Here is a 13,064-nt window from a genome sequence, read left to right on the forward strand (position 1 = left end):
GTCAAATGAGGCAGAATCCGCTGCCATCCCCCAGAACAGCACACCCACCAGAAACGATCGAACGGCTCCAACGTCACAAGATCAGCGACAGAGCCCGTTCACGTGTACTTGGTTGGGCACATTGACGAGTACGCCGACACTTGGAAGGACACCGATCAGAAACGACACGAACGGCCACCGAAAGGCAACCTCACCCCCCCTTTACAGGTTTTCCCAACGGAACTGAACATCCGTCCCAAATCCTGCAAAACCACAGGCCACAGGCAGACAAAGCCGAAAAAGACAGCAAAACCCAGGCCGCGCAGTCAAGATCCAATGTCCCGGATCCTGCAAATCCACTGGTCAACACATGATCAATCGACAAAAACTTTCAAAGCAGCTGGGACGGAGCAGCCGAACGCAGCGCGGCACTGGACGCCCTGGTCGACGGCGAGCCGTGGCACCCGCCGCACTGGCCGGTCGCCTGGCAACGCCACCTCACCCACGCCACCGACTACCTCACCAAACAGGCCGAACGAGGCGGCGATGGGGCGCGGTTGGACGACGTGGGCCTGAACGTCGTCCACCGCGGGACGTCGATCGGACGGTGGGTCGCCCGACAACGGTCCGGATGGGACGGACTGAACACAGCGCAACGCGAACAACTGCGCGCGCTCGGACTCACCCCGCCCGCGACGGTCGACGCGGCGGCCGAGACCGAGGCGGCGGCGGTGCCGGACGGGCCACGGCCCAAGCGCACGCGCGAGCAGGCGTGGGCAATCGCGGTGGCCGCGGCGGCGGCCTACCGGACCCGGGTGGGGCACCTGGAGGTACCGCGCGCCCACGTGGAGTCGGTGGTGGCCGCCGACGGGTGGCCGGAGGACGTCCGGCTCGGGGTGTGGGTGACCACCACCAGGTCGCGGCGGGCCAAGCTCTCCGCCGAACGCATCGCCGAACTGGACGCCTTGGGCATGCGCTGGACATGAACCGGAAGTGAGATCCGGGGTGAGGTTCGCGTGGGGTCGGGTGTGCGGGGTCCGAAGCGCCGACCGGTGACCGGTCGGCGCCCCGGACATGTCCGAGCCCGATCACGCTGCGCCGGGGCCGGTCCGACGGTCGTTCGGGCCGGCGTCGGCCGGTGTCGAGGTCCCGGAACACCGAACCGCACCGCCGCGGCGCACGGCCCGATCCTTGCCCGGACGCCGTCCAGGAGCACGCGTAGCAGGGCATCGGCCGGGCGTGCCGCGCACCGTCCGGTCCTTGCCGAGCACACGTCGCCTCACCGGCGGGCGGATGTGCCCCGCCCGCCAAGCGAAGCCGCTCCTCTCGTGCAGCGTGTCCGAGCCGGGGTCTCCGGCACGATGCGCCGCCCGGGGGTACCGGGCCGTGTTCGCCGACGGAGTGTCAGGCGCGGCTCTGCGAACGGAACTTGTCCCAAAAACCACCCGCGATCGACACCACACCGGCGAACACCGCGATGCCGAAGCCGACGTTGACGTACCGAACGGTCGTGTCGTCTGATGCTCCGGCAATCAGCGGGATACTGCTGACGAGCATCCCCACCTCGGCGATCAGTAGCCCGGCGATCGTCCGCCGAGCGTTGATCCGGGGGTTCGACCGAGGTACCCAGCCGCGCCCCAGCGCGACGGCGAACGTTCCCACGAACCCGGTCGACACGACCGCCAGCACGAGCCAGACAACCTGATCACCACTCATGACCGCTCCCCTGTCGTCGAGTCGTGATCAGTGTCGCATCGGGCCTCCCGTCAGTCTTCATCGGAGCTCGTTCCGGGCTGCTTCGGCGACGTGTTCGGCTTCGATGGCCCACAGCCGGTAGGACTCCGAGCCGGTCTGGACCAGGATGGCCCGGAACGTGAGCGACGCGGACTTCCGCGCGGCCGGCTTCGCCTTCGGCCCCGGGGCCGGCGTCGGGTCGGGCATCGGTGGCGGGTCCTCGACCGGTGCCGGGGCGACCTCGGCCGCCGGCGCCGGGCACGGCTCGTCGAGGACGGTAGGCGGGACGGGCGGGGCCTCGGCCGGTCGGTGTCGCCGGGCGGGACCAGGCGGGCGAGCGCCCGCAGGCCGGCCAGGGCACGCACCGCGGCGGCGGCCGCAACCACCTGGCGGTGCGCAACGCACGGCTGCTCGCCGGTCAGGCCCAGACCCGCCAGGTCGGCGACCAGAGCGCTCGGCATGCGCAACGTGAGGCGAGTAGATCCGGAGTGGGGTTCGTGTGGGGTTCGGGGCGTCGATCGGTGTCCGATCGACGCCCCGGGCGTGTCCGGGCTCGATCACGCGGCGCCTGGCCGGCGCCGCGGTCGTTCGGGCCGATGTCGGCCGGTTTCGAATATCGTCCCCGGCGTGAGGCGCCTCGTCGGGTCGGCTCCGGCGGTGCCGGGGCCGACCCGTGTGGATGCCCCCGCGACACCACGCCGCGCCGTCGCACCACGGCGCACGGCACGGTCCTCTGCTCGGACACCACAGAATCCATGGGGATTCCCGCGATACACCCGGCATTTCCTGCCGAACCACGCCACCGCGGGTGCCCACGCCACAGCCTCCCGGCTCGGAACCGGACAGCCCGGGCCCACGAAGAAACCCGAGAACTCACACCACGGACACGAAACCCGGCCTGTGACCTGGACCAACACCACCGGTTATACCGATCTGCATTCAACCGACCCGACGATCCGTCAAAAACGTCAGCAGAAAATCGGCGCCCACCGTCGACGAACCACCCAGCTCCCGCCCCGCCCACCACACGAAACACCAACCCCACCCCACTGACACAACCCTGCCGAACCTCACCAACACCCCACCGCAGATCATCACGTGGCGGCAGTCTCGACGAACTGGCGCCCGGGCACGTCGCCGGCGGACAGGACATCGGCACCTGGGCGCAGCGGCAGGCCCGGCCGGCCGTGTGGGCCAGGCTCAGGCCCGGACAGATCGAACAGCTCGACGAACTCGGCATCCGACCCGAACACGGCGCAGCGGCGGACGATGGCGGCGCGGCGGCGGGTGAAGGTGACGCGGCGCGAGGCGGCGGCGTCGAGGACGGCGTGGCGGTGGCCGCGGGCGACAGTGGTGGTGAGGGGGGCGGTGGCGTCGGGAACGGCGTGGTGGCGGGCGGTGCGTCGGTGGGCGGCGATGTTGGCGGGGCTCGGGCACCGAGGCGCGGGCGGGGCGCGTGGGAGACGGCGTTCGCCGCGGCCGTCGCCTACCGCCAACGCGAAGGACACCTCGAAGTGCCCCGTGCGCATGTCGAGACCGTGGTGACGGAGACCGCGGCCGGGTCCGAGGGTGGCGCGGGCGAGGGTGGCGAGGGTATCGAGGTGCGGCTCGGCAAATGGGTCAACAACCAACGCACCCGGCGGAGTTCGCTCGGCGAGGGACGGGTGCGGCTCCTCACCGAACTCGGCATGCGCTGGTGAAGGGGCGGTATCGGGGCGGGTGTTCGGGTTCGGTGGATGTGAGATTCGAAGTCAGATCGAGGGGGTTGGTGGAGGTGGCGGCCGGGTCTAGTTGCCGGAGCTGAGGCGGCTGAAGGTCCAGCGGAGCACGTCCTGGTCGACGTGGGTGCGGCCGGTGCGTTCGAGGGCGGTGTGGGTGTGGGCGGTCAGTCGGGCCCAGTTGCGGAAGTTGCCGTGGGCCGCGTGTTGGTCCGCGTAGGCGATAGCGGTGACGCGGTCGATGAACGCCTGCGACACGTCGTCCGGATGCGGTTGCGCGAGCACGGCAGGCCGCGGCACGGCGGATGGCGCGGCGGCGTCGAGCGCTGGCGAGGCGACGATCCGGGGTTCGCGTACGCCATCGGATGCACGTCCCCGGTCGGGCAATCGGTTCCGGGGGTCCGAAGGACTCGACACCGGCGGTCCTTCCTTGTGTGGCGAGGACCCGCCTGCCCGTCGGTCCCGTCGACAAGAGTTCGGGGCTGTCGGGATCGGCGGTCCGCCATGACGCGGCGGGCGGACGGCCGGCGGGCACGAACGGGGGGCGACAACGTGTCGACCAGGCGGAGTCACTCCTGGATCGCCCTCGCCCCGCATGCCCGCCGACCGTGCACGAGAGTGTCGACGAACTGCGCGTACGTCGGACGGGTGGGCGTGAGGAGGTGGCCGGTGCCGGTCGGGCGCGCACGGTCGCGATCGGGCCGACGCGGTCGTCGCCGCGAGCACGGCCCGCTGCTTCGCGGCCCGCTCGAGGCAACCCTTGATTCCCCGCTCGTGGCGCCCGTTCGCTCGGCTTTCCGGCGATGCACTCCGATACGCGGTTCACGCGGGCCGGGGCGTTCATGGTGCGGCACAGGCTCGCGCGAGGGACCGTGTGTCGGTGGCCTCGGCAAGAGTGACGCACTCATCGCGAAGTCGATCAGGGACGTCATGAATACGATTGCGGCACGTGAACTCATCCGTCTGGAAGACCGATCGGGCAGCGTGACCGTCCGCCTGACCGGAGAGCCGCCGTCCGCGCATGGCGACTTCGAGGCGGAACTGGCGGTCGAGAGCAGTTTTGCGCACGTGCGCGCAAGGCTCTTCGTGTGTAGCGAGGATTTCGACGACTGGGCCGAATGTCTGGATCTTCTCCAGGAAGGCGAGCGTGACGAGTACGGCCCTGCGGTGTCCGTGTACTGGTCGAACTCGGGCCGTCAGCCCTGGCTGACCGTCATCGGTGACGATCCCGTCCACGTCGAGGTCGGCGACCCGACGCAATCCGGTGTCCGCGTACGCATCCCGCTCGACCTCCGCTCCGTGGACGGTTCGTGGATCGAACACGCACGAGAGCGTCTGCGCGCCGTCCGCGGGGCCTGGGGCGTGTAGGACGCGCCCACCGACAGCGGGCGTCGAAAGCCGCGGCGGTGACGGCCCGGACGCGCGCGCAGGTCGGCTGGACACAACGGCGACCGAAGCCGCCGGATCCGATGCCGACGGCGAACCCACCCGCCCGCCGACCGACAACCGCCACCCCAGTTGGGCAACCCGACCCGATGTTCCCGGTGCCCAAGGCGTTCACACAGGCGCGGCCGCTGCTCGAGGACGTCGAAGCGGTCGGCGACCCGATCGAAGTCCCCCGAGACTTCGCGCCCCGTGGCACACGCACCTGTCCGCGTCCCCGGACGAGCCGTTGCACGAACGCGTCCTGGTGCGTACTCGGTGGCGCGCGCCGAGGGCGCCACCGCGTGTGGGGAGGCGGGGTGAGCGGGGCACGGCTGGATGGACGGCCGGTGGTCGCGGTGGGGCACATGTGGGGCTCCGCGAAGCGCGGTGGCAAGTCGTCGCGCTGGCCGGACAATGCTTCCGCCTGGTCGACGGGAGCGGAGGTGACGATGTGGTGGACGAGTGGTGTTGGCCGGGCACCTGTTCGCCCATCCGGACTTCGCGGTCCTGGGCGCGGAGGTCGGGTCGCGGGCGGTGCCGCGGTGGGGGCTGTTCGAGACCGCCCCGGCCGCGGCGCGGGAGAGGGCGTTGGCGTGGCAACGGCACATCCGCGAGGTGGAGTGCGGCCGGGCCGACGGGCCCGACGGCGGCGGGGTCGATCAACACCCTGTTCCGCCGACACCTTCCCGGGTACACCGGCTCCGACGCCGGCCGGCGCGGCACGGATGTCGAACGCGAGGCGTGCTTCAGCGTCGCCCGGTTGCAGGACCCGCTCGACGAATGAGCTCGTGCACCGGCACCAGCGTCCCCACGAAGGACTGCGGCATCCGGTGATGCCGAGGGTCGCGTCGACGCCAAACCGGATGTGGGCCGCGCTGGTCGCGACCTGCGGGTACGTGCCGGTGCCACTGACCGGCAAGGACTACCTCGAGTTGCTGCATCGGCCCATCCCCCGAGGCCGACTCGGTCGGTGGGCGGGCGCCGATCGGCACGACACCGGCGTCCGCCCGCGATCGGCGATCAGCGGGGCGGTCGGCGGGCGGATTGCTCGAACCCCGGCGCCGCCAGATCGGCGGCGTTGCGGGGATTCATCGGTGGGTGATCCACCACACGGCCCATGTGCCGGCGGCGGTGCCGGTGCCGGTGGCCAGGCCCCGGGCGGCGCTCGTGACGAGGACTCGGCCGGCACGGGCCAAACGACCACGGACCGTACGGGTGGGAGTGTGGGTGGGGGTGGTGGCCTGGTCGTCGTTCATGGTGATCTCCCCGAGTGGGCGCGAACCCCGGGCGGGTTCGTCTCGCCTCATCAGGCGCCGGCGGAGGATTTTCCGGCGATCGCTCCCGGGCCGGTCGTGTGTCTTTAGGCTGCTGGGTCCGGGGGCGCGGGTTTTCCGGTGGGGGTCCGGTCCGGATCCGGACCGGACGGGTCGAGAGGGTCGGGATCGTGGCGGGAGGTGCGGGCGGCAAGGCGGCGGAACTGGCTTATTCGCTGAGGGAGTTGTGGGAACAGGCAGGATCACCCACATACGCGAAAGTTGTCCGTCAGGGCGCCGGGCAACGACCGGCGGTGGAGTTGAACCCCGGTGTGCTCAGCGACTGGCTCAACGGGCGCGGTGTGCCCGCCGATCCGCGCCGGTTCGCGTTCCTGGTGACCTGGCTCGGGCACGAGGCGACTCGCCTGGACCGCACCCACGTCCCGATGCCCGTCGCGGCATGGGAACGCCTGCGCAGCGAAGCCGAGCGTGAACGCCGCCCCGCCGGACGACCCCACGCGACGCGCACCGCCGAACCTGCGACCGAGGGCGGGAGTTTCGTGGGCAGGCCGGTCCGGGAGTTCACAGATCCGTTCGCGTTGGAGGTGCATCGCGCGATCGAGGGACCCGAACACGCGCGAGCGGGGCTGCCGGTACTGCCGGTGTACGTACTCCGCGCCCACGACCGGGTGCTGCGCGCGGCGGTGGAACGCGCGGCGGGCGGGGAGAGCACGATGATCACGTTGGTTGCCGGGTCCTCCACCGGCAAGACCCGCGCCTGCTGGGAAGCCCTCCAAGGCGTGCCGGACGGGTGGCGGTTGTGGCACCCCATCGCCCCCGGACGCCCCGAAGCCGTCCTGGCCGAGTTGTCCGCGGTGGGGCCGCGGACGGTCGTGTGGCTCAACGAGGCCCAGTTCTACCTGGAACCGGCCGGGGTCGGCGAGCGCGTCGCGGCGGAGTTGCGCGAACTCCTACGTGATCGTGCCCGCGCTCCGGTGCTCGTCCTGGCGACGCTGTGGCCCGACCCGTACTGGAACTCCCTGACCACCACACCTGCGGCCGGGGCGCCGGATCCGCACGCGCAGGCACGGGCGCTGCTCACCGGCAGTACCAATGTGCGAGTACCCGAGACGTTCACCGGCACCGACCTGGAAACCCTGCGCGCCACAGCGAGCGAGGACCCGCGGTTGGCACACGCCCTCGCCAGTGGGACCGACAGGCGCGTGGCCCAATTCCTGGCGGGCGCCCTCGCACTGCTCAAACGCCTCGACCTCGCCCCGGCCCACGCACGGGCGGTACTCGAAGCCGCCATGGACGCCCGCCGCCTCGGCCACGGCCCCGTCCTACGCCAGGCGTTCCTCGAGGACGCCGCCGACGCGTACCTCACCGACGACGAGTCCGACGCCCTGGCCGACGACTGGTTCGAACAAGCCCTCGCCTACACCACAGAACGAGTCCACGGGGCGGTCGCACCCCTGACCCGCATCCGTCCACGACGACGCAGCCGCAATCCGGCCACGGGCGACGGGCCCACCTATCGCCTCGCCGACTACCTCGAACAACACGCACGCCACACACGCGCCGCCCACTGCCCCAGCACCTCCTTCTGGACCGCCGCCCACGACCACGCACACACCACCGACGACACCTTCAACCTCGCCCACGCCGCCAAAGACCGGCTGCGGCTGCGGCACGCCGAACGCCTCTACGCAAGGGCTTCGGACCTCGGCGCGCCACGCACTCCCGCCGCTTCGGCTGGCTCGCGGAACGGGACGGGGGCACACGGCGGGAGCGACGGCGCTGCTCGTGGCGCTGGCAATGCCATTTCCTTGTTGTGGTTGGCCGAGTTGCGGGAGCAGGCGGGAGATCACGACGCCGCGGAACGGGTGTGCCGCGCGGCCGTCGACGCCGGGAACACACGCGCGTTCACGCGACTGGGCGATCTGAGGGAGCACGCGGGAGACGACACCGGGGCCGAGCGCGCCTACCGCATGGCCGTCGACGCCGGAAACGACGATGCGCTGGCTCGGCTGGTCGAACTGCTGGTGCGCACGGGACACCATGACACCGCATTCCTTGCCCGCAAGGCGACCGAAGCGGGTGATTCCGACGCGCTGGCCCTGCTGGCCGACTGGCGCGCACGGGCGGGACGGCGTGCCGACGCCGAACGCCTTTATCGCCACGCCGCCGACGCCGGGAGTACCGACGCGTTGATGCGGTCGGCTTGGATGCATGAGAGATCCGGACGGCAAGACGACGCCGAACGCCTCTACCGTGAGGCCGCAGACGCCGGCGTGCCCGGCGCACCGAGGCGGCTGGTCGAGTTGCGCCACCAGGTCGGGGACGGCGGCGGCGCCGAACGTTTGGCCCGAAAGGCCGCCGTCGCCGGAAGGCCCGATGTCCTGGCCCGTCTTGCCGGGATGCGGGAGCGGGCGGGAGACCATGCCGACGCCGAACGCCTGTTCCGCGAGGCCGCCGACGCCGGGAGCGCAGACGCCCTTGCGTGGCTGGCCGAGGCGGCCGAGAACGCGGGAGACCACGACGAGGGCGAACTCTGGTACAACCGGGCCGCGGACGCCGGATCCCGCCACGCTCTGACTCGGATGACCTGGCGGCGGATCCGGGCGGGTGACGACGCCGGCGCCGAACGTGCGGCCCGCCGAGCCGCCGGCACCGGAAACACCTACCCGCTGAAGCGGCTTGCCGAGTTGCGAGAACATGCGGGGGACCACGACGGAGCCGAACGCCTGTGCAGGGAGGCCGTCGACGCCGGAGACCCACACGCCCTGATGCGGTTGGCCGACGCACGCGACGAAGCCGGACAACACGGCGCGGCCCGACGCATGTACCGCCGAGCCGCCGACGCCGGAAGCGCTCGCGCGTCGACATCGTTGGCGCTCTCCCTCGAACGGGCCGGAGACCACGACGCAGCCGAACGCGTCGCCCGCGAAATCGCCGACGAGACGGGAGACCTCTACATTCTCGCGCGATTGGCCCAGGCGCGTATGGACAAGCGGGACGCCGCCGGCGCCGAGCGGCTGTTCCGGCGAGCCGTCGACGCCGGATACACCCCGGCACTGCCGTTGCAGGCGAGGCTGCGTGAACAGACGGGCGACCTCGACAACGCCGAACGCCTCTACCGTGAAGCCCTCGACGCCGGATACGCTCCGGCGCTGCCCATACTGGCCCGGTTGCGGGAGAGAACCGGAGACCTCGACGGAGCCGAACGCCTGTACCGCGCGGCCGTCAGCGCCGAACCCGCCCACGCTCTGGGCGAGGTGGCCGAACTACGCAGCAGGGCGGGCGATCACATCGGGGCCGAACGTGCCGCCCTTGAGGCCGCCGACGCCGGAAACACCATGCCCCTCGCCCGGCTGGCCGAGAACGCGGGAGACCACGCGCGGGGCCGACGGTGGCGAGCTTGGCTGCGATACGGCCTCGACGCCGACGACCCACCACCCAACGACACATGACGGTGCGGGCGAGAGCCGGATCGACAGCCTCACCCACCTCGTACGCCGGGCCGCCACCACCGCGATCGACGACGACACCGAACGCATCACCAGCACCAGCCTCGACGCGATCCGCCTCGATCACGCCGCCGCCCCACCACCCGGCCACACACACGGGCGGTAGACCGCCGCCCCCTCCCCCGCAATCCCGCCCGAAACGCGGTGACCAGCACACACGATCCGGGCCTTCAGACGGAGAAGGTATGTGCAACACACCCGCGAGTTCTCAACGCAACAGGGAGCGGGCACTGTACCGGGTGGACGCGTTCCCGGTGGTGCGGGCGGCGCCGACGGTTGGGCAGACGCGGGCGTAGCCGGCGCGGTTCCTGCAGGCCCGCTACGCGCTGGCGGGCTTCACCGGCCGCCGGGGCGAGTTGGCATGGTCGACCGGTCTGCGGCGGTACGGCCGCGGGGTCGGTCGTGATTGGAGAAATGCCTGCGGGAGGGAACGCGCGCGTGCGAGATTCGGGGCCGGAGCTCGCGAAGGCAGGGTTGAATGGCTCGGAAACGCAAGAACACCAGAGCGCGGGACAAGCAGGCTCGCCGCGAGCGCGTCCATCGTGAACAACGAGGCAGCTCATCGCAGCCCTCGGAAGAACCGCCTCCTCGGGGGGATGAACCCCCGGCACCGGCGACGATCGCCCCGCCTGTCCAGTCTGCGGTCGAGGCGGCGATCGATGAGCCCGTCCTCACGCCCATCGTTGGCGCATCGGCGGAGAACATCGAGGTTGCCTGCCGGTATTGGCAGTGGAACGCGTACGGCCACGGTGAATCGACCCTATGGAGTGAGGCAGTCAACAGCATTGCCACCGACGCGCGTTCGATCGCTTTGACGTCGGCGACGCTCACCGTGCCGGGAATGGCCTGCGCGCGATGTGATGGGCCTCTGGTCCTGTCCTCACGAGCTGCGTTCGACCGGGTCTATCGACTGGCGAACGGAGCCGAGGAGTCCTGCGCGGGGTGTGACGAGTCCACCCAGGTTCAGTTGGCCCGATTCGCGGAGCCCAAGCGACAGGCACGTCGTATCGAGGCCACCCGCGCCGCTGCGGTGCGAGAGATTGAGGCGGGCTTCAGGCAGGCATGGGAGTCGGCGCGGAGCGCCCGCATCAGTGACGCCTACCGCGTCGAACTGACCGAGGACGACATCCCCGAGGTCGACGTGCGGACCGAGGCCGTCGCCTTGGCGATGCTCCGGTACGCGCCGGGGTCCGAGGTCATCGCTCCCCTGTGTGAATGGTCCACCCCGCTCTCGGCAAGCGGGGACGGGCAGTCGGAGGCGGTGGCGTCGACGGTTCGCGGGGGTCTTCTGCGTATCCATCCGCAAACGTCACTCGACACATTCGTGTGGGAGCCGACGTCATTCGACCAAGGCCTGCGCGAGGCGGAAGGGCTTCACCACGCCGTGAAGCCGCCGGAGCTGCTGAACCGATATCGCGCGGCCTCCGCGACGCACTACAGCCCCTATGGGGCTGGCCTGGGCGCCGCAGCCGCCCGCTTGGACGCGCATCTGGTCGCGCGTCTGGAACCGGCCGGGATGATCGCGCCCCGCCAAGGGGAGCTCGTGGCTACTGGTCGTCGAGGTGATCACCGACGAGGTCCTGCGATACTTCGCCTCCGAGCTGGCCCGACACAACCTTCCGGGCGTACCCGAGAACCACCGGATCCGTCTGCGTGACGCCGCCACCCGCGGAGCCTCCGTCCGCCCCTTGGCCGGGCTGCTGATGCTGGCGTGGATCGCGGTCCAGAAAGGCGCCGTGGCCGCCCAGGCCCACCAACACGCGCCGATCGCGAACATGACCGTGCACGCCGTCAACCGTTTCGAGTCCGACGTCCAAAAGGCCGTCGCCGACCCCGAGCACCGCGTCAAGCCGGCCTCGTGGCGGCCGGAGGCGGCCGCGCTGACCCGCACGGTCTTCCTGACGGTTTTGGACAGCGACCCCTACACCACCAGTGCCGTCGCCGTCGCCGAGGCGCTGCCTCCGCCGGCGGCGCTGCCCACCCAGCGCGGACCGATCGATGACGATCCCTGGGGTGACCTCCCTCCCGCCGACGACGAGGCGAAGGCCCTCACCTGGTTCGTCGAGAATCAGGGTGCCTGGGAAGGAGCCGACTTCCGGCGATACCTGGAGGCGCTGGTCGACGTACTGGAGGGCAACGCACAGCACGACGGCACCCGCAGCGAGGATGCGCTGCTGGCGACAGACGCATCCAACCTGTTGCGAATGTTCGACGATCTAATGCCGCTCATCGGTGATCGTTCGGCAGTCCTCGCCACCGTCGTCGCCGCGCGTCGCCTCCTGCGCGAGCACATCATCGGCCCGACGGTCGACGATCCGGCCACCACCAGCGCGGCGTTCTTCGACTCCCTGCACCACGGGTGCCAAAGAACGACGACGGTGCCGGGGACGGGACAGGGAGAACAAGACAAGCCCGAACCCTCGAACCATGGCACACCGTACGCGTCCGATCCGTGGTCGGAACCGGAGCCTTACGAGGATCCGTACGAATGGGAAACGGGCTTCCGGGCGGAAGATCCCAACGAGGACCACGTTGAGGCGATGTGGGAGACGGCTTTCCGAGAGGGTCACATCACTCGGGAGCAGTTCCAGAACGGCAAGCGAAGAGATCGCTTCTGAGCGGGGAGCAGACCTCGGACGCACAGCTGGCCCTCCGATCCGCAGTGGAGGAACTGTGCGTGGAAAGAAGCGGATCGAATGCAACGGTCCATCGACCATGTCATACGTGAGGCCAACGGCAAGTGCCGCCCAACACCCGCGTCGGCGTCGGCGTCGGCGTCGGACCATCGAGACGATTTCTGCGACCCCGCCCCCTGAGAATGGAGCTCACGACATGCCCGCCGTCACCGCCTACGCCCTCGATACACAGTGGACGTATCGCAACCTGCGCCATCAGGCCACCGTCCGAACCAGCTCCCTACGTCTCGTCTGGGAAGTGGACTGGTCAGCGATGTCCGACGAATACGACCCCGCCGAAATCGATGCCCTCACACTCTTCCGCGAATGGCGCCGCCGTTACGCGAAGAACGACACCCTGGCGATCAGCTGGTTCGTCGACGGCGGGGGGAGGGAACTTTCGAAGCGGCTCCCTTCGAGACCACTCCCGTCAGCCCCATCCGCGAGGACTTCCTGTCCTTCTTCACCTGGCCTACGCACGCCCGGACCCGGGAACGCGTCAACTGGCTCAGGCTCCCGGTCGCCGACGGCCAATGGAACGACGAACGCACCACCAAGGGCGGCTTCATCCAGGAAGCACTCGGATGGAAACCCAGCCCTTTGATCGCCTCCGTCGACATCACGCAACTCGCCGCCGCAGCGGGCATATGACCGTTCTCCATCGCGCGCCGGATCAGGAGCCGCATTCTCGGGGGTTTCTCGGGCAAGTCCGTCGCCACACGCACCGCTCCGGCTCGACCCGATGACATC

12 protein-coding genes are annotated in these 13,064 nt (G+C 70.3%); 7 read left to right on the plus strand and 5 right to left on the minus strand.

Annotated features, from left to right (window positions below):
• Positions 1–545: 545 nt before the first annotated feature.
• Positions 546–965 (plus strand): Helicase associated domain protein, encoded by a 420-nt coding sequence (locus tag ACFXKZ_RS50390; RefSeq protein WP_380014705.1) that lies wholly within the window; start codon positions 546–548, stop codon positions 963–965.
• Positions 966–1,383: 418 nt separating this feature from the next.
• Here ACFXKZ_RS50390 and ACFXKZ_RS50395 read toward each other — a convergent pair whose 3' ends face one another.
• From ACFXKZ_RS50395 to ACFXKZ_RS50405, 3 genes are all read right to left on the minus strand, one after another.
• Positions 1,384–1,695: a hypothetical protein gene (locus ACFXKZ_RS50395; RefSeq protein WP_380014591.1), complete on the minus strand. Its 312-nt coding sequence runs from the start codon at positions 1,693–1,695 to the stop codon at positions 1,384–1,386.
• 57 nt (positions 1,696–1,752) lie between these two features.
• On the minus strand, positions 1,753–1,920 hold the full coding sequence (locus tag ACFXKZ_RS50400; protein ID WP_380014594.1) for a hypothetical protein: 168 nt from the start codon (positions 1,918–1,920) through the stop codon (positions 1,753–1,755).
• Positions 1,921–2,807: 887 nt separating this feature from the next.
• A complete protein-coding gene (locus tag ACFXKZ_RS50405; protein WP_380014597.1) occupies positions 2,808–3,242 on the minus strand; it encodes a hypothetical protein in 435 nt (144 codons plus the stop codon).
• On the opposite strand from ACFXKZ_RS50405, the gene ACFXKZ_RS50410 reads away from it, so the two are divergent.
• Positions 3,228–3,413: a helicase associated domain-containing protein gene (locus ACFXKZ_RS50410; RefSeq protein WP_380014600.1), complete on the plus strand. Its 186-nt coding sequence runs from the start codon at positions 3,228–3,230 to the stop codon at positions 3,411–3,413. The two genes, ACFXKZ_RS50405 and ACFXKZ_RS50410, sit on opposite strands and share 15 nt — an antisense overlap.
• 87 nt (positions 3,414–3,500) lie before the next feature.
• Here ACFXKZ_RS50410 and ACFXKZ_RS50415 read toward each other — a convergent pair whose 3' ends face one another.
• Positions 3,501–3,716 (minus strand): hypothetical protein, encoded by a 216-nt coding sequence (locus tag ACFXKZ_RS50415; RefSeq protein ID WP_380014603.1) that lies wholly within the window; start codon positions 3,714–3,716, stop codon positions 3,501–3,503.
• 645 nt (positions 3,717–4,361) lie between these two features.
• Between ACFXKZ_RS50415 and ACFXKZ_RS50420 the strand changes: the two genes are divergently transcribed.
• Positions 4,362–4,799, plus strand: a complete 438-nt coding sequence (locus tag ACFXKZ_RS50420; RefSeq protein WP_380014606.1) for a DUF5959 family protein — start codon at positions 4,362–4,364, stop codon at positions 4,797–4,799.
• Between the two features lie 1,145 nt (positions 4,800–5,944).
• Here the strand turns inward: ACFXKZ_RS50420 and ACFXKZ_RS50425 are convergent.
• Entirely contained in the window at positions 5,945–6,112 is a 168-nt protein-coding gene (locus ACFXKZ_RS50425; RefSeq protein WP_380014609.1) for a hypothetical protein, read from the minus strand.
• 188 nt (positions 6,113–6,300) lie between these two features.
• Here ACFXKZ_RS50425 and ACFXKZ_RS50430 point away from each other — a divergent pair, with 188 nt between their 5' ends.
• The 4 genes from ACFXKZ_RS50430 to ACFXKZ_RS50445 all read left to right on the plus strand — a co-directional run bounded on the left by ACFXKZ_RS50430 (position 6,301) and on the right by ACFXKZ_RS50445 (position 12,965).
• Complete coding sequence (locus ACFXKZ_RS50430) at positions 6,301–9,582, plus strand: tetratricopeptide repeat protein (protein WP_380014612.1); 3,282 nt, start codon at positions 6,301–6,303, stop codon at positions 9,580–9,582.
• Positions 9,583–10,117: 535 nt separating this feature from the next.
• Positions 10,118–11,296: a hypothetical protein gene (locus tag ACFXKZ_RS50435; protein ID WP_380014615.1), complete on the plus strand. Its 1,179-nt coding sequence runs from the start codon at positions 10,118–10,120 to the stop codon at positions 11,294–11,296.
• Between the two features lie 31 nt (positions 11,297–11,327).
• Positions 11,328–12,257, plus strand: coding sequence for a hypothetical protein (locus ACFXKZ_RS50440; RefSeq protein ID WP_380014618.1), 930 nt, complete (start codon positions 11,328–11,330; stop codon positions 12,255–12,257).
• Positions 12,258–12,641: 384 nt separating this feature from the next.
• Complete coding sequence (locus tag ACFXKZ_RS50445; RefSeq protein ID WP_380014621.1) at positions 12,642–12,965, plus strand: hypothetical protein; 324 nt, start codon at positions 12,642–12,644, stop codon at positions 12,963–12,965.
• Positions 12,966–13,064: the final 99 nt, after the last annotated feature.

It is taken from the genome of Embleya sp. NPDC059237, assembly GCF_042754105.1.
In the GTDB taxonomy this organism is placed as follows: Bacteria; Actinomycetota; Actinomycetes; order Streptomycetales; family Streptomycetaceae; genus Embleya.